Annotated in this window: 18 protein-coding genes and 1 pseudogene; 11 read left to right on the top strand and 8 right to left on the bottom strand. The window is 64.4% G+C overall.

The annotated features are described in order from the left end of the window. Nucleotides 1-8 precede the first annotated feature (8 nt). From H7225_RS00670 to H7225_RS00645, 6 genes are all read left to right on the top strand, one after another. The gene (locus H7225_RS00670) at nt 9-698 is read left to right on the top strand and encodes a CerR family C-terminal domain-containing protein (protein ID WP_290658588.1); all 690 of its coding nucleotides are present in this window, start codon (nt 9-11) and stop codon (nt 696-698) included. 22 nt (nt 699-720) lie between these two features. Beyond that, complete coding sequence (locus tag H7225_RS00665; RefSeq protein WP_290658586.1) at nt 721-1,848, top strand: efflux RND transporter periplasmic adaptor subunit; 1,128 nt, start codon at nt 721-723, stop codon at nt 1,846-1,848. Beyond that, nucleotides 1,845-4,943, top strand: coding sequence for an efflux RND transporter permease subunit (locus tag H7225_RS00660; RefSeq protein WP_290658584.1), 3,099 nt, complete (start codon nt 1,845-1,847; stop codon nt 4,941-4,943). The genes H7225_RS00665 and H7225_RS00660 overlap by 4 nt, the downstream gene beginning before the upstream one ends. A 375-nt stretch (nt 4,944-5,318) precedes the next feature. After that, nucleotides 5,319-7,847, top strand: a complete 2,529-nt coding sequence (nirB, locus tag H7225_RS00655) for a nitrite reductase large subunit NirB (protein ID WP_290658582.1) — start codon at nt 5,319-5,321, stop codon at nt 7,845-7,847. Nucleotides 7,848-7,870: 23 nt separating this feature from the next. Continuing rightward, nucleotides 7,871-8,209 (top strand): nitrite reductase small subunit NirD, encoded by a 339-nt coding sequence (nirD, locus tag H7225_RS00650; protein WP_290658580.1) that lies wholly within the window; start codon nt 7,871-7,873, stop codon nt 8,207-8,209. A gap of 75 nt (nt 8,210-8,284) precedes the next feature. Then, nucleotides 8,285-9,574 (top strand): nitrate- and nitrite sensing domain-containing protein, encoded by a 1,290-nt coding sequence (locus H7225_RS00645; RefSeq protein WP_290658578.1) that lies wholly within the window; start codon nt 8,285-8,287, stop codon nt 9,572-9,574. A 157-nt stretch (nt 9,575-9,731) separates the two neighbouring features. Here H7225_RS00645 and H7225_RS00640 read toward each other — a convergent pair whose 3' ends face one another. Next, nucleotides 9,732-11,375: a choline dehydrogenase gene (locus tag H7225_RS00640; RefSeq protein WP_290658577.1), complete on the bottom strand. Its 1,644-nt coding sequence runs from the start codon at nt 11,373-11,375 to the stop codon at nt 9,732-9,734. 34 nt (nt 11,376-11,409) lie between these two features. Between H7225_RS00640 and H7225_RS00635 the strand changes: the two genes are divergently transcribed. Next, the gene (locus H7225_RS00635) at nt 11,410-12,030 is read left to right on the top strand and encodes a TetR/AcrR family transcriptional regulator (RefSeq protein WP_290658575.1); all 621 of its coding nucleotides are present in this window, start codon (nt 11,410-11,412) and stop codon (nt 12,028-12,030) included. Nucleotides 12,031-12,058: 28 nt separating this feature from the next. On the opposite strand, the gene H7225_RS00630 is transcribed toward H7225_RS00635, so the two are convergent. After that, complete coding sequence (locus tag H7225_RS00630; protein ID WP_290658572.1) at nt 12,059-12,685, bottom strand: TetR family transcriptional regulator; 627 nt, start codon at nt 12,683-12,685, stop codon at nt 12,059-12,061. A gap of 102 nt (nt 12,686-12,787) precedes the next feature. Here H7225_RS00630 and H7225_RS00625 point away from each other — a divergent pair, with 102 nt between their 5' ends. Both H7225_RS00625 and H7225_RS00620 read left to right on the top strand, forming a co-directional pair. Further along, nucleotides 12,788-13,663, top strand: coding sequence for a fumarylacetoacetate hydrolase family protein (locus tag H7225_RS00625; RefSeq protein ID WP_290658570.1), 876 nt, complete (start codon nt 12,788-12,790; stop codon nt 13,661-13,663). 20 nt (nt 13,664-13,683) lie between these two features. Next, entirely contained in the window at nt 13,684-14,790 is a 1,107-nt protein-coding gene (locus H7225_RS00620; protein ID WP_290658568.1) for an MBL fold metallo-hydrolase, read from the top strand. Here H7225_RS00620 and H7225_RS00615 read toward each other — a convergent pair. Continuing rightward, nucleotides 14,771-15,340, bottom strand: a complete 570-nt coding sequence (locus H7225_RS00615; protein WP_290658566.1) for a hypothetical protein — start codon at nt 15,338-15,340, stop codon at nt 14,771-14,773. The two genes, H7225_RS00620 and H7225_RS00615, sit on opposite strands and share 20 nt — an antisense overlap. 109 nt (nt 15,341-15,449) lie before the next feature. Between H7225_RS00615 and H7225_RS00610 the strand changes: the two genes are divergently transcribed. After that, nucleotides 15,450-16,649 carry a hypothetical protein gene (locus H7225_RS00610; protein WP_290658563.1) on the top strand — a complete coding sequence of 400 codons (1,200 nt, stop codon included), beginning with the start codon at nt 15,450-15,452 and terminating at the stop codon, nt 16,647-16,649. Here H7225_RS00610 and H7225_RS00605 read toward each other — a convergent pair. Genes H7225_RS00605 through H7225_RS00595 form a run of 3 tightly spaced genes read right to left on the bottom strand, consistent with a single transcriptional unit; the run spans nt 16,643 to nt 19,794 of the window. Further along, nucleotides 16,643-17,134 (bottom strand): dihydrofolate reductase, encoded by a 492-nt coding sequence (locus tag H7225_RS00605; protein WP_290658560.1) that lies wholly within the window; start codon nt 17,132-17,134, stop codon nt 16,643-16,645. The two genes, H7225_RS00610 and H7225_RS00605, sit on opposite strands and share 7 nt — an antisense overlap. Continuing rightward, nucleotides 17,131-17,982 carry a thymidylate synthase gene (locus tag H7225_RS00600; RefSeq protein WP_290658559.1) on the bottom strand — a complete coding sequence of 284 codons (852 nt, stop codon included), beginning with the start codon at nt 17,980-17,982 and terminating at the stop codon, nt 17,131-17,133. Before H7225_RS00600 ends, H7225_RS00605 begins: the two co-directional genes overlap by 4 nt. Nucleotides 17,983-17,997: 15 nt before the next feature. After that, nucleotides 17,998-19,794: an ABC transporter transmembrane domain-containing protein gene (locus H7225_RS00595; RefSeq protein WP_290658558.1), complete on the bottom strand. Its 1,797-nt coding sequence runs from the start codon at nt 19,792-19,794 to the stop codon at nt 17,998-18,000. Nucleotides 19,795-19,870: 76 nt separating this feature from the next. Here H7225_RS00595 and H7225_RS00590 point away from each other — a divergent pair, with 76 nt between their 5' ends. Then, complete coding sequence (locus tag H7225_RS00590; protein WP_290658557.1) at nt 19,871-20,407, top strand: MarR family transcriptional regulator; 537 nt, start codon at nt 19,871-19,873, stop codon at nt 20,405-20,407. 4 nt (nt 20,408-20,411) lie between these two features. On the opposite strand, the gene miaA is transcribed toward H7225_RS00590, so the two are convergent. Next, on the bottom strand, nt 20,412-21,371 hold the full coding sequence (gene miaA, locus H7225_RS00585) for a tRNA (adenosine(37)-N6)-dimethylallyltransferase MiaA (RefSeq protein WP_290658556.1): 960 nt from the start codon (nt 21,369-21,371) through the stop codon (nt 20,412-20,414). Nucleotides 21,372-21,398: 27 nt separating this feature from the next. After that, nucleotides 21,399-21,635, bottom strand: a pseudogene (locus H7225_RS00580) (hypothetical protein); the annotation flags it as partial.

Raw genomic sequence — 21,635 nt, 5'->3', positions numbered from 1 at the left:
ATGCTCGCATGAAAATCAATCAAGCGCTTGATTCTGGTGAACTGGGGGTGCCGGAACGCGGTGCCCCGGCCCGCGAACGCCTGTTGCAGGAGGCCCTGCGCATCTTTGCCGACAAAGGTTTTGCCAAGGCCTCCACCCGTGAGATCTGCCAGGCGGCGGGTGCCAACGTGGCCTCCATCCACTATTACTTTGGCGGCAAGGCCGGTTTGTACCGGGCGGTACTGCTGCGCCCCATTGAGGCCTTGACGTCGGAGTTGACCCATTTCGACGATCCGGCTTTGCCTTTGGAAGAAGCCTTGCGCCGACTGATGACGGCATTTTTGTGCCCGATGAAGGTGGATGGCGTGGCTGATGAACATGCCGAACGCGGCATGAAGTTGCACCTGCGCGAGATGGTGGAGCCCAGCGCGGCCTACAAGGAAGTCATTGCGCAGTACATCCAGCCGCACCACCAGCGGGTGGTGATGCTGCTGGCACGGCACGTGGGGGCCACCGGGCCCGACGATGCCTTGCATCACCTGGCCTTTGCATTGTTGGCCATGGTGCACGACTACAGCTTGTCGCGTGAATTCATGAATGTGTTGGCGCCCGCCCTTCTGGATGGTGACGAGGCGGTGCGCCAAGTCTTGAGCCGTCTGGTGGGCTATGGTGTTGCCCTGGTTGGTCACGAGCGTGGTGTGCGCGCCGCGGCCAGCTGATTAAAAAAATAGAGGAAAAAGCATGTCGAACTGGTTGGCAAATAACGGCAAGTGGGTGGCGGTTGCGGCCGTGGTGGTGGCGGGCGGGCTTTGGTGGCATTTCAAGGCTGATGCACCTGCTGGCGAGGCCAACAAGGCCGCGTCCAAGCATGTCAAGCCGGCCCTGAGCGTGCAAGTGGTCTCGCCTCTATCGGCGCAATGGCCTTCCACCCTCACGGCCAATGGCTCGATCGCAGCCTGGCAGGAAGCCATCATCGGCGCCGAGCTGTCGGGCCTGCGCGTGGCCACGGTATTGGTCAATGTGGGCGACCGCGTCAAGCGTGGTCAGAGCCTGGCCACCTTGCAAAGTGAAGCGATGGTGGCCGATGCCAACACGGCGCGCGCCAACCTGGCCGAGGCGCAAGCCTTGCTGGCCGAGGCCAAGAGCAACGCCGACCGCTCGCGGTCACTGCGTGGCAGCGGCGCCATCAGTGCGCAAGAAGCGCAGCGCGACCTCACCGCCGAAGCCACCGCGCAAGCCCGCATGGAATCACTCAAAGCCCGCCTGGCCGCCGATGAGCTGCGCCTGCGCCAGACCAATGTGGTGGCGCCCGACGACGGCGTGATCTCGGCCCGTGTGGCCTCCGTGGGTTCGGTGGCCCAACCCGGTGCTGAACTGTTCCGCCTGATTCGCCAAGGCCGCCTGGAGTGGCGCGCTGAACTGCCTTCGGCTGATCTGTCGCAGATCAAGCCCGGCATGCCGGCCTGGGCCACGCCACCTGGTGGCTCGACCGTGCAAGGCGTGGTGCGCATGGTCGCGCCCACCGTGGATGCGAACACCCGCAACGGCCTGGTCTATGTGGACCTGCCTGCCAGCGCCGTCAACGCTGGCGCGCGCGCCGGCATGTTCGCCAATGGGCGCTTTGAAACCGGCCAGGCCACCGGCTTGTCGCTGCCGCAAAGCGCTGTCTTGCTGCGCGATGGCTTCAGCTACGTTTTCACGGTGAACGCGCAGGGCGTGGTCAGCCAGGTCAAGGTCAGCGTGGGCCGCCGCCAGGCCGACCGCATCGAGATCACGCAAGGCCTGAAGGCCGACACGCAAGTCGTGGCCTCTGGCGTGGGTTTCCTGACCGACGGTGACACCGTGCGCGTCGTGAAAGGCCAGCCATGAACGTTTCAACTTGGTCGATCCGCAACCCCATCCCCGCGATCCTGCTGTTCATCATGCTCACCGTGGTGGGCCTGATGGGCTTTTCGGGGATGAAGATTCAGAGCTTTCCCGACATCGACCTGCCCACCGTCACGGTGACGGCGTCCCTGCCGGGCGCGGCGCCTGCGCAGTTGGAAACCGAGGTCGCGCGCAAGCTTGAGAATTCGATTGCCACCTTGCAAGGCATCAAGCACATCTACACCAAGGTGCAAGACGGCAGCGTGATCATCACGGTCGAGTTCCGCCTTGAAAAACCCACGCAGGAAGCCGTGGACGATGTGCGCGATGCCGTCTCGCGCGTGCGCTCCGACCTGCCCGGTGATCTGCGCGACCCGGTCATCTCCAAGATGAACCTGTCGGGCGCGCCGATCCTGACCTACACCGTCGCCTCCAAGCGCATGGACGACGAGGCCCTGTCCTGGTTCGTGGACAACGACGTGACCAAACGCATGCTGGCCGTCAAGGGCGTGGGCGCGGTGGCGCGCGTGGGCGGCGTGACCCGCGAGGTGCGCGTTGAGCTGGACCCGGCTCGCCTGCTGGCTTTGAACGTGTCCGCCGCCGATGTGTCGCGCCAGTTGCGCAGCATCCAGCAAGAAGCCTCGGGCGGTCGCGTGGACGTGGGCGGCGCCGAGCAATCGGTGCGCACCGTGGCCACGGTGCAATCGGCGACCGAGCTGGCCGCCATGGACATCAGCTTGTCCGATGGCCGCCGTGTGCGCCTGGACCAGATTGCCAAGGTGAGCGATACCACGGCCGAGCAACGCTCGGCGGCCCTGCTCAATGGCGAGCGTGTGGTGGGCTTCGAGCTCACGCGTGCGCTCAAGGCGGGCGAAGTGGAGGTGGCGCAAGGCATCCGTGCGGCGCTGGAAGAAGTCAAAGCCAAGCACCCCGACATCGTCATCACCGAAGCCTTCAACTTTGTCGATCCGGTGGAAGAGAACTACCACGGCTCGATGCTGCTGCTGTACGAAGGCGCCATCCTGGCCGTGATCGTGGTGTTCCTGTTTTTGCGCGATTGGCGTGCCACCTTGGTGGCCGCCACCGCCTTGCCTCTGTCGGTGATCCCGGCCTTCGGCGTGATGAACTTGCTGGGCTTCAGCGTCAACACCGTGTCGCTGCTGTCGCTGTCGCTGGTGGTGGGCATCCTGGTGGACGACGCCATCGTCGAGATCGAGAACATCATGCGCCACCTGCGCATGGGCAAGACGCCTTTGCAGGCGGCCACCGAAGCCGCCGATGAGATCGGCATGGCCGTGATCGCCACCACCTTCACGCTGATCGCGGTGTTCCTGCCCACGGCCTTCATGGGCGGCGTGCCCGGCAAGTTCTTCGTGCAGTTTGGCTGGACGGCGGCGATTGCCGTGTTCTTCTCATTGGTGGTGGCGCGCATGCTGACCCCCATGATGGCCGCCTACTTTTTGAAGGCGCCCAAAGGCGATCACCACGAACCCAAGTGGATGACCATGTACCTGGGCTGGGCGCGCTGGTGCCTGAAGCACCGCGTCCTGACCTTGCTGGTGGTGGCCGTTTTCATGGTGGGATCGTTCATGCTGGCAGGGCGTTTGCCCACCGGCTTCATCCCGCCCGATGACCTGTCTCAAACGCAGGTGTCGCTGTCGTTGCCGCCGGGCAGCAACTTCGAGCAGACCTACAAGCTGGCCGAAGAGGCGCGCAAAATCGTGATCAAGAACGAGCACGTCAAGCTGGTCTACACGGCCATTGGTGGCGGCGCGTCGGGCAGTGATCCCTTCGCACCGCAAGGCGCGGCCGAGGTGCGCAAGGCCACGCTCACCATCAACATGACGCGCCGCCAGGATCGGCCCGGCATCAGCAAGCAGGACATCGAGCAGCAACTGCGCGCGTCTCTGGAAGCTTTGCCGGGCGCGCGTGTGAACGTGGGCTTTGGTGGTTCGGCCGAGAAGTACGTGCTGGTGCTGGCCGGTGAAGATGGCCGCGCCTTGTCCGAGCATGCGTCGCTGGTCGAGCGCCAGTTGCGCACCATCCCCGGCATCGGCAATGTCACATCCACTTCCAGCCTGGTGCGGCCTGAGTTGATCGTGCGGCCCGACGCCGCCAAGGCCGCCGACCTGGGCGTGAGCACCACCGCCATCGCCGACACCTTGCGCATTGCCACCCTGGGCGACTATGAGCAGGGCCTGCCCAAACTGAACCTGTCGCAACGGCAAGTGCCCGTGGTGGTGCGCCTGCCGGACGAGGCCAAGACCAACCTGGACCTGATCTCACGCTTGCCCGTGCCCGGTGCGCGTGGCCCCGTGCCCTTGGGCAATGTGGCCACGCTGACCATGGCCAGCGGCCCCGCCCAGATCGACCGCTACGACCGCCAGCGCAACATCAACTTCGAGATCGAGCTGAACCAGCAACCGCTGGGTGATGTCGAGAAGAAAGCGCTGGCCTTGCCCAGCCTGCAGAACCTGCCGCCCGGCATCACGCAGACCACGGTGGGCGATGCCGAAGCCATGGCCGAGTTGTTCGCCAGCTTTGGCCTGGCCATGCTCACGGGCGTGCTGTGCATCTACGTGGTGCTGGTGCTATTGTTCAAGGACTTTGTGCAGCCGGTCACCATCCTGATGGCGCTGGTGCTGTCCATCCCGGGTGCTTTTGTGGCCCTGTACATCACGCAGACGGCCTTGTCGATGCCCTCCATGATCGGCTTGATCATGCTGATGGGCATTGCCACCAAGAACTCGATCCTGCTGGTGGACTACGTGCTGATCGCGCGCAACGAGCATGGCTTGTCGCGCTGGGAGGCGGTGGTGGACGCGTGCCGCAAGCGGGCCCAGCCCATCATCATGACCACGATCGCGATGGGGGCGGGCATGTTGCCGATTGCCTTGGGCATTGGCGTGGACCCGAGCTTTCGGGCGCCGATGGCCATCGTGGTGATTGGTGGCTTGATCACATCCACCTTCTTGAGCCTGCTGGTGATCCCGGTGGTGTTCACGCTGGTGGATGGCTTGATCCGGCGCAGCAAGGAGTGGCTGCACCGGCGCAGGGGCGCTGCCAAGGCCACCAACCCGGCCGAGGCCGAAGCCTGATTGATTGATGTCGGTCATCGCTTGGGCTTGCCTGCTTGGTGAGTTCAAGCCATGCGCCACATTGGTGCGTTGCAGGTGAGCGCCCCCTGATCTGGTGCGCTTACCGCATCACCATGGACCGGTTAGGCCCGTTTTGACGGCTTTTGGGCCGGGCATGCATATTGCGTATCCATCGACGTGCCCGCAGGTATCGTCGCCTCAGCGCACATGCAAAGCTCTCCGCTAACGACGGCGGAAATCAGCTGCATGCCATCGCTTCCTGTTGGCATCGCACGCTGCTCATTCCCCATTGATTCTGGCAATCCGACCGGATTCGAGCGCCTTTGCTCGTCCGCTGCGGCTTGCCCATTCTGACCGTCGCAGGAGTACGCAAACATGAAGATCGTCGTCGTTGGCCATGGCATGGTGGGTCACAAATTTCTGGAAAGCCTGGCCGAAGCCGGCTTGCAGCAAGCCGAAGTGACCGTGCTGTGCGAGGAACCGCGCGCCGCCTATGACCGCGTGCACCTGTCCGAGTTCTTCGCCGGCAAGTCCGCCGATGAGCTCTCCGTGGTTGAGCCCGGCTTCTTCGAGCGCACGGGCTTCACTCTGCGCCTGGCTTCGCGTGCCAGGTCGATCGACCGCTCGGGCCACACCGTCACCACCACCAGTGGCGAGGTCATCCCCTACGACAAGCTGGTGCTGGCCACCGGCTCTTACCCCTTTGTGCCCCCAGTGCCCGGGCGCGACCGTCCCGACTGCTTTGTCTACCGGACCATTGAAGACCTGGAGGCGATGAAGGCCAGTGGTGCCCGCTCCAAGAGCGGCGTGGTGGTCGGCGGTGGCCTGCTGGGCCTGGAGTGTGGCAAGGCCCTGCTCGACATGGGCCTGCAGACTCACGTGGTGGAGTTCGCGCCTCGGTTGATGGCCGTCCAGGTGGACGAAGGCGGCGGCCGCGTGCTGCGTCACAAGATCGAGGCCTTGGGCGTGCAGGTGCACACTCAGCGCAACACTGTCGAGATCACCGATGGGGCTACCGGCCGCCACCGCATGGTGTTCACCGACGGCACCCACCTTGAAGCCGACATGATCGTGTTCTCGGCCGGCATCCGCCCCCGCGACGAGCTGGCCCGCAACCATGGCCTGGCCATCGGTTCGCGCGGTGGCATTGCCATCGACAGTTCATGCCGCACCAGTGATCACAACATTTATGCGATCGGTGAATGCGCCGCCTGGAACGACCAGACTTTTGGCCTGGTGGCCCCGGGCTACGACATGGCCCGTGTGGCCGCGCGCCACTTGAGCGGTGTTGATGACATGGCTTTCGTGGGCGCCGACATGAGCACCAAGCTCAAGCTGATGGGCGTGGACGTGGCCAGCATCGGCGATGCCCATGGCAACACGCCGGGCAGCTGCTCCTTCCAGTACACCGACGAGCTCAAACAGACCTACAAGAAGATCGTGGTCAGCGCAGACCGCAAGCGTTTGCTGGGCGCCGTGCTGGTGGGCAATGCCGATGAATACGGCACGCTGCTGCAGATGGCCCTCAATGGCATCGAGCTGCCCGAGTCGCCCGAGTTCCTGATCCTGCCCTCCAGCGATGGCCAGGCCAAGCCCGGCCTGGGCGTCGATGCCCTGCCTGACAGCGCCCAGATCTGCTCGTGCAATAGCGTTACCAAGGGGCAGATTTGCGCTGCCGTGTGCGATGGCGCCACCGACATCGGCAAGCTCAAGGCCTGCACCAAGGCCGGTGCCACCTGCGGCGGCTGCGTGCCCCTGGTCACACAGGTCATGAAGTTCGAGATGAAGAAGCAGGGCATGGAGGTCAACAACCACCTCTGCGAACACTTCGCCTACTCGCGCCAGGAGATGTACCACCTGATCCGCGTTGGCCAGATCAAGACTTTTGACGAACTGCTGGCCAAGCACGGCAAGGGCTTGGGCTGCGACATCTGCAAGCCCACCGCCGCGTCGATCCTCGCTTCGGTGTGGAACGACTTCGTCCTCAAGAAGGAGCTGGCCAGCCTGCAAGACAGCAATGACTACTACCTGGGCAACATCCAGAAAGACGGCAGCTACTCGGTCGTGCCCCGCATGCCCGGTGGCGAGGTCACGCCCGACGGCCTGATCGCCGTGGGCACCGTGGCCAAGAAGTATGGCCTGTACACCAAGGTGACGGGCGGCGCCCGGGTCGACATGTTCGGCGCGCGCGTTGAGCAGTTGCCCTTGATCTGGGAAGAGCTGATTGCCGCCGGCTTCGAGTCCGGCCACGCCTACGGCAAGTCGCTGCGCACCGTCAAGAGCTGCGTGGGCTCCACCTGGTGCCGCTACGGTGTGGACGACAGCGTCGGCCTGGCCGTTGAGCTGGAGAACCGCTACAAGGGCCTGCGCGCGCCGCACAAGATCAAGTTCGGTGTGTCGGGCTGCACGCGTGAATGCGCCGAGGCCCAAGGCAAGGACATCGGCATCATCGCCACCGAGAAGGGCTGGAACCTGTACGTGTGCGGCAACGGCGGCATGAAGCCCCGCCATGCCGAACTCTTCGCCTCTGATCTGAGCAAGGCAGAGTTGATCCGCCTGATCGACCGCGTGCTGATGTTCTACGTGCGCACGGCCGACCGCCTGCAACGCACCAGCACCTGGCGTGACAACATGGAAGGCGGGCTGGATTACCTGAAGAACGTGATTCTGAACGACAGCCTGGGCCTGAACGCCGAGCTGGAAGCCCAGATGCAGCATGTGGCCGACACCTACCAGTGCGAGTGGAAGACCGCCGTCACCACGCCTGAGGTGCGTCAGCGCTTCCGCTCTTTCGTCAACAGCGACAAGAAGGACGAGCACATCATCTTCGTAGAAGAGCGTGGCCAGATCCGCCCCGCCCGACCTGAAGAACGCGCCACCGCCTCGTCCGATTCCTTGGTCTGACCCTGCATCAGGAGTAATTCACCATGACCACCGATACCCTGAACTGGACCGCTGTGTGCGCGGCCGATGACATCCTGCCCAACACGGGCGTGTGCGCCCTCGTCGCGGGCCAGCACGTGGCCATCTTCCGCGTGGGGCAGGACCAGTTTTTTGCCATCGACAACGTTGATCCCAAGTCGAACGCCAGCGTGTTGTCGCGCGGACTGGTGGGCAACTTGGGCGAGCGCACCGTGGTGGCTTCACCGCTGTACAAAAATCATTTCGACCTGCGAAATGGCGAATGCATTGAATCCCCCGAGCTGTCGGTGCGTGCTCACGAGGTGCGCATCGACAGCGGGCGGGTTCTGGTGGCCGCGGCCTAGTCAGTCAGGGCAGCAAATGGCGGTGAGATCGCGGACAATCGAGGCCGTCGTTGCCCGTGAACCCTCCGCCATCCCATGCCACTGTCCGTCTCTCAGCTCGTCCTGCGTGCCAAGCAACTGGAGATCGACGCCGTGCGGCACCTTGCCGCCCGCGTCGAATTCGCGGACGTCATCGGCCAACTGATCCACGCCCTGCAGCGTGAGCGGGGCGCGACCAGCATTTACCTGGCCTCCAGCGGGCAGCGTTTTCTGGCCGAGCGCCAGTCCGCCCTGGAAGATGCCCGTCCCATCGAGGCGGCATTGCGCGCGCTTTTTGCCGTGCAGTTGGAGCCCGCACAAGGCGCCACGGCGCGCATGCTGTCGCTGATGGCGTGGGTGCTGCTCGACCTGGACACCCTGGCTGATTTTCGCGTGCAGATCGAGCAGCGCACCCCGACCGCGCATGATTCTGTGGCCGCATTCAGCCGCCTGATCGCCGGCCTGGTCGAGCTGATTTTCCATGTGGCCGATGCGGCCTTGCACCCGGGCATCTCGCGCCTGCTGGTGGCCCTGCTTCACCTGGTGCAGGGCAAGGAGGCGGCGGGCCAGGAGCGTGCGGTGGGTGCGCAGCTTTTTGCCTCTGGTGCCAGCGACGACGCGGAGCAGCAACGCATCATCCACCTCATCGATGCCCAGGAGCGCAGCCTGCGCGTGTTCGAAGAGTTTGCCGAGCCCGCTTTGCGCGCGCGCTGGCAGCAGCACCAGTTGACCCCCAATGTGGCCCTCCTGGAGCGCTTGCGCCGCACCTTGTGCACAGCCCGGCCCGGCGCGGCCCTGGACACGGGCCTGAGCGACCGCTGGTTCAATGTGTCCAGCGAGCGCATCACCGAGATGTGGCAAGTGCAGGTCGAGCTGGTGCAGTGCCTGCGCCAGGTCTGCGAGGCGCAGCGCCAGGCCATGCAGCAAGACCTGCAGGACTCGCAAGGCTTGCTCCAGCAATTGCGCGACAACCCGCCGCCGCACACCCACGCGGTGGGCCGCTTCTTCAACAACGCCGCCGAGCAGCCCGAGGCGGCCCCCATCCTGCCCGCGATGTCGGACGGCCCGAGCCACGGCGCCAAGTCGCCCGAGCTGGTCGAGCTGCTGAAGACCCAGTCCGCGCGCCTTGCGAGCATGGAAGTCGAGCTGGACACGGCGCGCCGGACCCTGCACGAGCGCAAGGTCATCGAGCGGGCCAAGGGCGCCTTGATGTCTCGCCTGGGGATCACCGAGGAGGCCGCTTTCCGCGCCTTGCAGAAGGCGTCCATGGACCACAACCGCAAGCTGCTGGATGTGGCCGAAGCCACGCTGACCTTGCCCGACCTGGCCTTTGCCGCCAAGCCCTGAAGGAAAAGCAGCCCAAATTTCGGACGTGAAAAATGCGGCCCGCTGATCTGCCGCCGTGGCCTGATGCCGTGCTGCGCCGTGCATTGCACCCTCAGGCTGGCAAACGCCAGGAGGCTCACTGGACATTGAGCACTGGCATGAAGGGCACAGCCTTCGGTCAGGTTCTGGCCGCTTTGATCAGGTCCGAGGCTTTCTCGGCAATCATGACGGTGGGCGCATTCGTGTTGCCGCCGACCAAGGAAGGCATGATGGACGCATCGACCACGCGCAGGCCCTGAACGCCACGCACCCGCAGCTGGTCGTCCACCACGGCCATCCGGTCTTTCGCGAAGCTGCCCATTTTGCAGGTGCCCACCGGGTGGTAGATGGTCTCGGCGTGCTGGCGGATGTAGTCGGCCAGTTGCTCATCGGTCGACACGGCCTGGCCAGGCGCCAGTTCATCGCCCCGGTCGTCGTTGAAGGCGGGGGCGGCAAAGATTCGGCGCACTTGCTTGATGCCCAGCACCATCTTGGCCAGATCATCAGGGTGCGACAGGTAGTTGGCCTGGATGATCGGGCGGCTGGCGGGGTTCTGGTCTGTCAGGGTGATTTGGCCCCGGCTCTTGGGGTGCAGGTCGCAGACGTGCATTGAGAAACCCTGGCCCATCAGGAAGCGCAGGTCGCGGCCGTGGTTGCGCATGCGCGCCGGCATGAAGTGCAGTTGCAGGTCGGGGATGGGCTCGGACGGGCTGCTCTTGATGAAGCCGCAGCCTTCGGCGCCATTGCTGGTGAACATGCCCTGCCCGTGAGCCATCAACTGGTAGAAGGCCCACGGGCCGCCCGCGATGTTGCGCGGTGTGAGGCCCCGCGACAGCGCGCGTTTGCCTTGGTGGATCACCATCACGTCCAGGTGGTCCTGCAGGTTTTGGCCTACGCCGGGCAGATCGACCTGCGTGGCGATGCCGCGCGATTGCAGGTGCTGGCCGGGGCCGATGCCCGACAGCATCAGCAACTGCGGGCTTTGCAGCGCCCCAGCCGACAGGATGACTTCGAGGCGTGCCTTGACCGTGTGCAGCTTGCCTTTGTGTTGGTATTCGATGCCGACGGCGCGGGGCCCATCACCATGGGGTTCGAGCAGAACGCGGTGCGCCATCGCGGCAGTGATGATGTGCAGGTTGGGGCGGTGGCGGACGGGATCGAGGTAGCCTTTGGCGGTGCTCCAGCGCAGACCATTCTTTTGCGTGACCTGGAAGTAGCCGACACCCTCCTGGTTCACGCCATCATTGAAGTCATCGTTCTGCGGAAAGCCGGCTTGCACGCCCGCTTCGACGTAGGTGCGTGTCAGAGGCGAGGGTGCCCGGAAGTCCGACACGTGCAGCGGGCCGCCTGCACCGTGGTAGGTCGAGGCGCCGCGGGCTTGGTCTTCGGACCGCTTGAAATAAGGCAGCACGTCGTCAAAGCCCCAGCCATCATTGCCTTGGGCAGCCCAGCCGTCATAGTCGTTCGGGTGGCCGCGGGTGTAACACATGGCGTTCATCGAACTGCTGCCGCCCAGCATGCGGCCGCGCGGCCAGAACAGCTGCCGCCCGGCCAATTGCGGTTCGGCTTCGGTGTTGAACTGCCAGTTCAGCACTTTGCTGTGCATCAGCCACAACATGCCCGCGGGCACGTGGATGGTGGGGTTGGTGTCGGGTGGCCCCGCTTCTAGCAGGCAAACTGTCACCCTGGCGTCTTCGCTGAGGCGGTTGGCCAGCACGCAGCCGGCGGATCCCCCGCCCACCACGATGTAGTCAACCCACTTTGTCTCGGGCTGTCGCGCCATTTTACATACCAATGAAATTTAATACACTGTGAGTATGTCAATTCCAAAGAATGCTGTCAAACGGCTGCGGGATGTCCATGCCGAGGCCACACGCGCCGCGCTGTTGGCCGCGGCGCGTCAGCGCTTTTCGCAGATGGGTTTCGCGGGCACCAGCCTGGACGACGTGGCGGGCGACGCAGGCACCACCAAGGGCGCCGTCTACCACCACTTCAAGGACAAGAAGGCCCTGTTCCGCGCGGTCTACGAAGAGGTCTCGCAGGAGTTAATCGCAGCCATCGCGGCCTCTCCGGGCTTGGCGGGATCACCTGGCGAGGTGGCTTTGCATGCTTTCCTGGTTCACGCGGGCCAACCAGCTTGCCTGCGGGTCTTGTTCACCGATGGGCCGATGGTGTTGGGCGCGGCCGAATGCCGCGCCATCGACACGCGCTATTCGCTGGGTTTGCTGAACCGCCTGATCGAGAGCCAGGTGGCGCCTGATTTGCTGGCCAGCACGGGCATTGATGCCTTGTCCAAGATGCTGCTGGCCGTGTTCGTGGAGTCGGCGCAAATCATCGCGTCCTCGCCCGAGCCTGAGGCGACGATGGTTGGAATCAAGCAGGTGCTGAACCGCATGATCGTGGCGCTGTCGGTGCCGCAGGAATCGCGCGGCTCCTGAGCGGGCGTGTGCTGTCCTTGGCGGGTGGCTATGGGCTTTGAAGTACCGCGGCCCCGGCGATGAGTGTTTTGAGCAACTCGTCCCCGGCATCAAGTAAGCGCGCGCGCGACCGTGGCGATTCCAGGAAGGCGATGCACAGCCTGAAGACCTGCTGGATGTCGATGGCCAGCAGCCGCCGCAGCCGGGCTTCATCCAGCTTGGGAAGGATGCCCAGCGCTTGCAGGTCTCGGAACATGTCGTCGCACAACTGGTCCATCGCCTTCTGGACGAGATCGCGGCTTTCAGAAGGCGGGCCGTGCCAGACGCGGTAAGCCAGGATGAAGGGATCGCTGTTCTGCCGGGCGAAGTCAAAGACCGAGCCAATCACCATGTGCGAAACCGACTGCCCGGGTGGAATTTGCTGGCGGGCCTCGGTCAGGCCGGAGCGCAGGCTCGAAACGAACTCTTCAATGATGGCTGCCTGCATCTCTTCCAGGCTGCTGAAGTGCCGGTAGAAGGTGTTGTGGTTGAGGCCGGCTTCTCTTGCCAGTTCACGCAAGGCCAGTGTGCTCTGCAAGGATTGCCGCGCAAGCAACCTGGTGGCGGTGTCCATCAGCAGGCGTTTGCCCTGCGCCATGCGCGGTTGAGATGGGGCGGAGGGGGCGGTCTTGCTCATGGCCTCGATCATGGCCCAGATTTTTGACCGTGTGGTGTTGACACAAAGTATCCATATGGATACATTGCAGCCGGTTGGATACTTTTATTTGGAAGGGCTGGCATGAAAGTACGTCGTTGCGCGGCTGGGCTGGAGGTGGAGCAGGGCGGCCAATGGCGGGCACTGAGCGAGATGCCCGACCCGGGGCGGGCTTCCCTGGCCTGGCTGTTGCCGCTGGGGCCCGATGCAGGTGCTGAGCCTTTGCCAGTGAGCCCCCGCTCTTTCAGGGATTGCATGCTGTTCGAGCGGCACTGGATCCAATCGTCGCGGGGCTATGCCCGCCGCTTCATGCCCATGGCTTACCGCCTGGCACGTGGGTGCGAGGTGTTGACGGGCCGCCCGTTTCCGGCATTTCGGCCGCATGCCTTGGCACGCCGCCAGCCCATCTACTACTTTGGCAACCATTTGACCTTTGTGCCCAGCGGCACACCGGTGAGTGCGCCGTCCTACTCCAAGGCGCTGGACTATGAGCTGGAGTTGGGCCTGGTGTTGTCAAAGCCCCTGTTCAACGCCACACCCGGCGAGGCCTTGGGTGCCATTGGCGGTTTCGTCGTGGTCAACGATTGGACGGCCAGGGATGTGCAGCGGCCCGAGATGCAAAGCGGCATGGGGCCGCAGAAATCCAAACACTTCCTCAGCTCGATGTCTCAGACCTTGGTCACCGCCGACGAGGTCTTGCCGCACATTGATGCCCTGTCGGCATTCGTTGAAATCAATGGCCAGGTGGTGTCGCGCACGTCCACGCAAGACATGCTGTTCAGCCTGGGCGATTTGCTCGCGCACTTGTCGAAAGACGAACACCTTCACCCCGGCGAGTTGATCGCCACCGGCACCCTGCCCAGTGGCTGCGGCATGGAAAACGGCCATTGGGTCAAGCCTGGCGATGTGCTGCGTGTGGGCATTGATCTCGTGGGCGACATCGTCCACCCGATCCGCTGACTCGAAAGCCATTGATCACCATGATGAACGCGACCTGGCTGGGTGGGCCTCAGCGCACCTTCACGCGCTTTGGCGAGCCCGCTCGCTTCAAGGAGGGGCTGTACCGCTTGGGCACGCGCACCCATGCCTGGATGGTGCCCAATGGCTCGTGGGGCGAGACCAACCTTGGCCTGATCGACTGTGGCGGCCAAAGCGTGCTGGTGGACACCTGCTGGGATGTACGCTTCACGCAAGAGGCCTTGGATTTTGCCGCCGACATCTTGAAGCGGTCGCCCATCGAGCACGTCATCAACACGCATGCCGATGGTGATCATTGCTGGGGCAATCAGCTGTTCCGAGACAAACCCATCATCGCCACGCACGCCTGCATGCACCAGATGCACCACCAGCATCCTCGGCAGTTGCAGGCTTTGAAGGTGGGTGGGCAGTGGCTGCGCCACGTGCCTTGGGCGGGCATCGACCAGTTCGGGCACTACATGCACCACATGTTCAAGCCTTATGGCTTTGACCAAGTGGTGATCACCGATCCCACCGAAGGCTTCTCGGTGCAGCGCACGCTGACGGTCAATGGCCTGGACATCGTGATCACCGAGGTGGGCCCTGGACACACCGATGGCGATTGCATCGTGCACGTGCCCGACCAGCGGGTGGCCTATGCCGGCGACATCGTGTTCGTGGGCGTGACGCCGGTGGCCTGGTCGGGGCCGGTGGACAACATCGTGGCGGCGCTCAGGCGTTTGCTGGCGTTGAAGGCAGACGTGATCGTGCCGGGCCATGGGCCGCTGGCTTCGCCGCACGATGTGCAGCGGCTGATCGACTATTGGGAGCAGGTGCAGGAAGGCGTGCACCTGCGTTTTCGCCAAGGCATGTCGGCTTTCCAGGCGGCCAGGGACCTGATGTTCAGCCCGGCCTTCGCGGCGCAGGGCTTTTTGCAGTGGGACTCGCCCGAGCGATTGCTGACCAGCGCTTGCACCCTGTACCGCGGTTGGGGCGCCCGGCCTGGACGACTGCCAGGCAAACTGGGCGTGATGGATCAGTTGCGCCAGCAAGCCATGCTGGCATTCGAATTACCGCAGGCCACACCCCAGGTCATGCACCGATTCCGGATCACCCCAACAGCTTCTTGAACGCCGCCTTTTGCTGCGCCACCGTGGTCACCGGCCCATTGGCGCGCACCTGGTCCAGCAGCATGCCATCCACCAGCACCACCAGCACAGGGGCCAGCATGCGGGGCTTAGACACCCCGGCGTGCGCCAAGGCGGCTTCGGTGGCTTCCAGAAAATACTCGCGTTGCTGCGTGATGATCTCGGCCAGGTCAGGCTCTCGGGAGGCCATCAGGAACAGCTCGAAGCGGGCCACCAGGCGAGCGCGCTTGGGCGCCGACAGCCAATCCGCCACCCGCGCGACCAGCAGGTCGACCAGGCCATCCACCGACAGCGAGGTTTTGGCGCCCATGCGCTGCGCATCGACCTCCAGGTCGGCCAGGTCCAGCGCGGCATGCCGCCGCAAGGTCAGGGTCAGCAGATCAAGCCGGGTGCGGCAGTAAAACGAGGTGGACCCGGCGGGCATCTCGGCCTGCGTGTCCACCGCGCGGTGGGTCAAGCCACGCGCGCCCACCGTGCCCAGCAGTTCAATGGCGGCATCGGCGATCAAGGTTTTGCGGTCTTCTTTTTCCATCGGGGCAATGACAAACAGGCTGAGGGATGACGGCAGGTCGGTATCAACTCTACATCAGTAGAGTTTGAGGTATTCTTTACATCTGTAGATAATCCATTGGAGGTCGATCGTGTCACAACCCCTGCGTTCATTCATCTTAGCGTGCGCCATCAGCCTGATTCAACCGGCCTACTTCGGGCAGGGCTTGCCCGGTGCCGCCCAGGCCCAGGTGGTCAGCGCCTCGGCGCAGTTCGTGGTGGCAGATACGCGCCCCGAAGCCTTCAGCTGGTATTGGGACAACGTGGACCAAGGCCTGTTCACCGGGGCCAACCGAGACAACACCGCCTTCCGCTGGACGCAGGCGCCGACCAGCCCGCAGCACCTGGGCTACTCGGCCGGGGCCCGCTACCAGGCCACCAGCACCTTTGGCGGCGCCAGGCACACCGTGGACGTCAGCTACCTGGACCCGGCCACCATGCATGGCCTCGTGGCCTCCGACAATTTCCTGGGCAGCAAGCCCTACAGCTTCGTGGCGCAGAGCGTGTCGGTGGATGGCAAGCCGCCTTTCACGGTGCTGATCCAATACACGCCCACGGGCAGCACTTTCAGCGACAGCCAGTTCCGCATCCAGGCCACGCTGGCCGCCGATCCACGCCTGGCCCAGGCTTATGTGGACCACCTGCGCAAAACCTTGTGCGGGCTCAAGCCCGCCCTGACGGACGCGCTCAATGAGCGCTACTTCAACGCCGTGCTCAAGACGCGTGGTCACTACGCTTTTGGCCCGGTGGACAAGAACTGGAACGTGACGCTGACCATCGTGCAGGAGATCAAAGGCATCACGCCCGAGATGCTGGCCTGGTGGTGGGACCACATTGGTTCGACCGAGCGCTACCGCCTGTGGCAGCCGATCGATCACGTGTCCTTCGAGTGGACGGTGCCGCCCAACAGCCCGGATCTGCAGTACGACGTGGGCGCGGTGCAAAAGGCCAAGGAGTACATCGGCAAGACGGCCTTGACGCTCAACATCACCGGTGCCGACCCCCATGTGCTGCCGCCACCCGTGCCTTTGACCGATCCCGGCTTCTTCTACGCCAAGACCGACCTGACCTTGTTGGCGGGCATCTTGCCCAGCAATTCGCTGACGCACCAGTGGCGCCCCAATGCCAGCGGCGATGGCGTGATCCTGACCAGCACCTTTGTGAACACCGTGCTGGCCCGCGTGCTCAATGCGACCTTCTTTGACGACCTGGGCTCGCACGCACTGCGCGAGTTCCAGATGCTGCCGTACTTCTTGCCGCGCCTTTACAAGCGCGAGTACCTGAATCAGTGACGGCGCTGGTAGGTGACGTAGGCAAACGCCAGGGGCTGGGGCTCGCTCACCTGGCGAGCCTCGCGCGCGGTCTCTTCAAAGTCCGCGCGGGGCCAGTCGGGGAAGAAGGTGTCGGCGTCCGGCACGTCCTGGTCCACTTCGGTCAGCACCAGTTCATGGGCGTGTGGCAGGGCTTGCGCGTAGATCTGGCCACCGCCCATCACGAAGGCCTGGGGTGCTTCGGCCACCAGGGCCAGGGCCTCGTCCAGTGAACGCGCCACCTCCACGCCGGGCACCGACCAATCCGCGTTGCGGGTGATGACGATGTTGCGCCGACCCGGCAAGGGCCGTCCGATCGAGTCGTAGGTCTTGCGGCCCATGATGAGCGGCGAGCCCATGGTGAGCTGCTTGAAGCGGGGCAGGTCGCCGGGCAGGTGCCACAGCAGGGCGTTGTCCCGGCCGATGGCGCCATTGCGGGCCACGGCAGCGATCAATGAGAGCTTCATACAGCCACGGCGCCTTTGATGGCCGGGTGATGCTGGTACTCCAGCACTTCAAAATCCTCGTACTCGTAGTCGAAAATCGACGCCGGCTTGCGCTTGATGTTGAGCAGCGGATAGGGATGCGGCAGGCGGCTCAGTTGCAGCTCGACCTGTTCGGTGTGGTTGCTGTAGATGTGGCAATCGCCGCCGGTCCACACAAAATCACCCACGTCCAGGTCGCATTGCTGGGCCAGCATGTGGGTCAGCAGCGCGTAGCTGGCGATGTTGAAGGGCACGCCCAAAAAGATGTCGGCACTGCGCTGGTACAGCTGGCAGCTGAGTTTGCCCTTGGCGCCGGCCACCGTGGGCGGCGCCACGTAGAACTGGAAGAAGGCATGGCAAGGTGGCAAGGCCATCTGCTCGATCAGGCCCACGTTCCAGGCGCTGACGATGATGCGGCGCGAATCGGGGCTGGTCTTGAGCTGCTTGACCACTTCACTGATCTGGTCAACATGGCCGCCATCGGGCTTGGGCCAGTTGCGCCATTGCACGCCATAGACCGGGCCCAGCGAGCCGTCTTCGCGCGCCCACTCGTCCCAGATGGTGACGCCGTGGTCCTTGAGGTACTTGACGTTGTCGTCGCCCCGCAGAAACCACAGCAGCTCAACGATGATGGATTTGAGGTGCACCTTCTTGGTGGTGACCAGCGGGAAGCCTTCGCTCAAATCAAAGCGCATTTGGTGGCCAAACACGCTGCGCGTGCCGGTGCCGGTGCGGTCGGTCTTGCTCACGCCTTGTGTAAAGACGTGGCGCATGAAGTCTTCGTACTGACTGCGTATGGGGCGGCTGTGGGGCGTGTGCGTCGTGCTCATGGCAGAGATTTTATTTCAGGCGGCCTGGTCGTCGAACTGGGCCGAAGCAAGTCGAGCATAAAGAGCACAGCGTGCCATCAACTGAGCGTGCGTGCCCACGTCGATCAAATGGCCCTTGTCCATGACGGCGATGCGGTCGGCGTTGATGACCGTGCTCAGCCTGTGGGCGATGACCAGGGTGGTGCGGTGCTGCATGGCGGCTTGCAGGGCGGCCTGCACGGCGCGTTCGCTCTCGGTGTCCAGGGCGCTGGTGGCCTCGTCCAGCAGCAGCAAAGGCGCATCTTTCAGGATGGCACGGGCAATGCTGATGCGCTGGCGTTGGCCGCCAGACAGGCGCACGCCGCGTTCGCCCAAGAAGGTCTGGTAGCCCTCGGGCAATTGGCTGATGAAGTCGTGGGCGTGGGCGGCCTTGGCGGCGGCCATCACCTCGTCGTCGGTGGCCTCGGGGCGGCCGTAGCGGATGTTGTCCATGGCGCTGGACGAGAACACCGTGCTGTCCTGCGGGACGATGCCGATGCGGTCGCGCAAGCTGTCCAGGCTCAGGTCCTGGATGGAGACGCCATCCAGCTCGATGCGGCCTGATTGCACGTCGTAAAAGCGCAGCAGCAATTGGAAGACGGTGGTTTTGCCAGCGCCGCTGGGGCCGACCAGGGCCACGGTCTCGCCGGGGTTGACGGTGAGGCTCACATCTCGCAGCGCGGCCTGGTTGGGGCGCGATGGGTAGTTGAAGCCAATGTGGTCCAGCTTGACGCTGGCGCCGCCTTGGCGGGCGGGCAGGGTGCGGGCAATGGCTGGGGCCTGGATGACAGATTTGGTGGACAGCAGCTCCATCAGGCGTTCGGTGGCCCCGGCGGCGCGCAGCACCTCGCCATAGACCTCGGACAAGGCTGCGACCGAGGTGATCAGCAGGATCACGTAGACGACGGTCTGGCTCATGTGACCGGCGGTGATGCGGCCTTCAATGACCGATTGGGTGCCTTGGTACAGGCCAAACAGCAGGGCGCCCGCCGTGGCGCTGATGATGAAGGCGACCAGCACGGCGCGGGCGCGGATGCGGCGCACGCCGGTGCTGAACGCGTCTTCGGCCGAGTTGCCAAAACGCGTGGCTTCGCGGCCTTCGGCGGTGTGGCTTTGCACCACGGGGATGGCATTGAGCACTTCAGCGGCGATGGCGCTGGCGTCGGCCAGGCGGTCCTGGCTGTTGCGCGACAGCTTGCGCACCCGGCGCCCGTAGACGGTGGCCGGCAGCACCACCAGCACCAGGATGCCCAGCACCTGCGCCATCACATAAGGATTGGTGATGACCAGCATCACCAGGGCGCCCAGGCCCATGATCACGTTGCGCAGGCCCATCGACAGGCTGGAGCCCACCACGGTCTGGATCAGGGTGGTGTCGCCGGTCAGGCGGGACAGCACCTCGCCCGTTTGCGTGCGTTCAAAGAATTCAGGGCTTTGGCGCAGCACGTGGCTGTAGACCGCGCGTTTGAGGTCGGTGGTGATGCGCTCGCCCAGCCAGGTCACCGAGTAATAGCGCAAGGCCGAAAACACCCCCAGCGCCAGGCCCACGCCAAACAAGGCCAGGAAATGGCCACGCAGCGCCATCACGCGCTGATCCGGGTCGCCGGGCATGAAGCCGTTGTCGATCAGCGCGCGCAAAGCGAGGGGCAGCACCAGCGTGGTGACCGCGGCCAGCGTCAGGAACAGCATCGCCAGGAAGATGCGGCCTCGGTGCGGACGCAGGAACGGCGCCAGCCCTTTCAAGGACTGGGGCGATGCGCTGGGTGCGGCCAGAGGTGATGCTGAATCGGGCATGGAGTGCGAAGCATGGACAGGGAGGGTGTGATTATGGTGCCTTGACAATATTTGCTCAGGCAACTAAATTCTTCCCATGACGAATAAGAAACCCGAGCCGGTGTCTGCCATCCAGGGCCCGGATTTTTACAAGCCGGAGCAATTTCCCAGCAACGACAGCGTGGGTTTCCTGATGAAGCGCGTCATGCTGGCCTTGGTGACCGATGTCGATCGCCAGTTGGAGGCCCCTGGCCTGACGCACGCACAGTGGGCGCCTTTGTTCCTGCTGCGGCAAGGGCGCGTCAACACCCTGGCAGAACTGTCCCGCGAGCTGCAGCTTGACGCGGGCGCCCTGACGCGCACGCTGGACCGCCTGGAGGCCAAAGGCCTGTGCACGCGCGAACGCTCAACGCAAGACCGGCGAGTGGTGCACCTGGCGCTGACTGACGAAGGCCTGGCCGCCTCGGCCCACGTGCCCAAGGTGCTGTGCGAAACGCTCAACGCCTTCCTGGGCGGCTTCAGCCACGACGAGTGGCAGACCTTGCTCGATTTTTTGCGCCGCATGGCCCACAACGCCGAACTGGTCCGCGAGGCCAGTGGCGGCGTCAACGACATCCACCATCCTCAAAATTGAGCCGTCAGCAGTGCGGCTTCAGCAAAGCCTGTGCTTGTTCGATGGCATCCGGCGCATCGGCCGCGACCACTTGTCGCCAAGGCATGCCGCGCAACCAGGTCAACTGGCGCTTGGCCAATTGCCGGGTGGCGGCGGTGCCACGTTCGGTCACGGCGGCCAAGTGTTTGGCATCGCCCAGGTCCAGGCCTTCGTCCAGCGCTTCCCACACCTGTCGGTAGCCCACACAGCGCATGGAGGACAGGTCCAGGTGCAGGTCGCCGCGCTGGCGCAGGGCCTGCACCTCGTCGACGAAGCCCGCTTGCATCATCTGTTCAAAACGCAGGGCGATGCGTTGGTGCAGCCAGGGGCGCTCAGTAGGTTCCAATGAGACCAGCACCGTGTTGGCCGGGCCTTGCGCTCCATGCGATGGCGCGCGCAGGTGGAAGCTGGACAGCGGCTTGCCCGTGCTGTGCCAGACCTCGAGCGCGCGCTGGATGCGTTGGGTGTCGCCAGGCGGTAAGCGCGCGGCGGTCACTGGATCGACCTGGGCCAGCTCAGCATGCAGCGCGGGCCAGCCCTCGGCTTGAGCGCGGGCATCCAGCATGGTGCGCACGTCTGGGTCGGCCGGTGGCATGTCGTCCAGCCCATCCAGCAGGGACTTGATGTAAAGCATGGTCCCGCCCACCAGCACAGGGTGGTGGCCCCGCGCGCGGATCTCAGCCATCAGGCACTGCGTGTCGCGCACGAAGCGCGCGGCGTTGTAGCTTTCCAGCGGATCAATGATGTCGATCAGGTGGTGCGGCACGGCGGCCAGCTCATCCGGCGTGGGCTTGGCGGTGCCGATGTCCATGCCCCGGTAGACCAGGGCCGAGTCCACGCTGATGATCTCGATGGGGGCGTGCGCGGCCAGGCCCAGAGCGATGGCCGTCTTGCCGCTGGCGGTGGGGCCGGCCAGGATCAGGGTGGTGGGCGTGTCGGTGCTCATGCATGGGCAGGCACGTGGGCCATCGACTCAGAATCGCTCATCAGGCTGCAGGAAGCGCCATTGGCCCAGCGGCAGGTTGCCCAGCACGACGCTGCCGATGCGCACGCGCTTGAGGCCCACCACCTTCAGCCCGACCTGTTCGCACATGCGGCGGACCTGTCGCTTGCTGCACTCACCCAACACGAAGCGCAGTTGCTGCTCGTTCTGCCACGACACCTTGGCGGGCTTGAGCTCGCGCCCGTCCAGCATCAGGCCGTGGCGCAG

Origin of the sequence: Aquabacterium sp. (assembly GCF_014378415.1) — a bacterium.
GTDB lineage: Bacteria > Pseudomonadota > Gammaproteobacteria > Burkholderiales > Burkholderiaceae_C > Aquabacterium.
The sequence above is the reverse complement of the archived record's forward strand: the minus strand, read 5'-3'. Positions and strand labels throughout refer to the sequence as shown.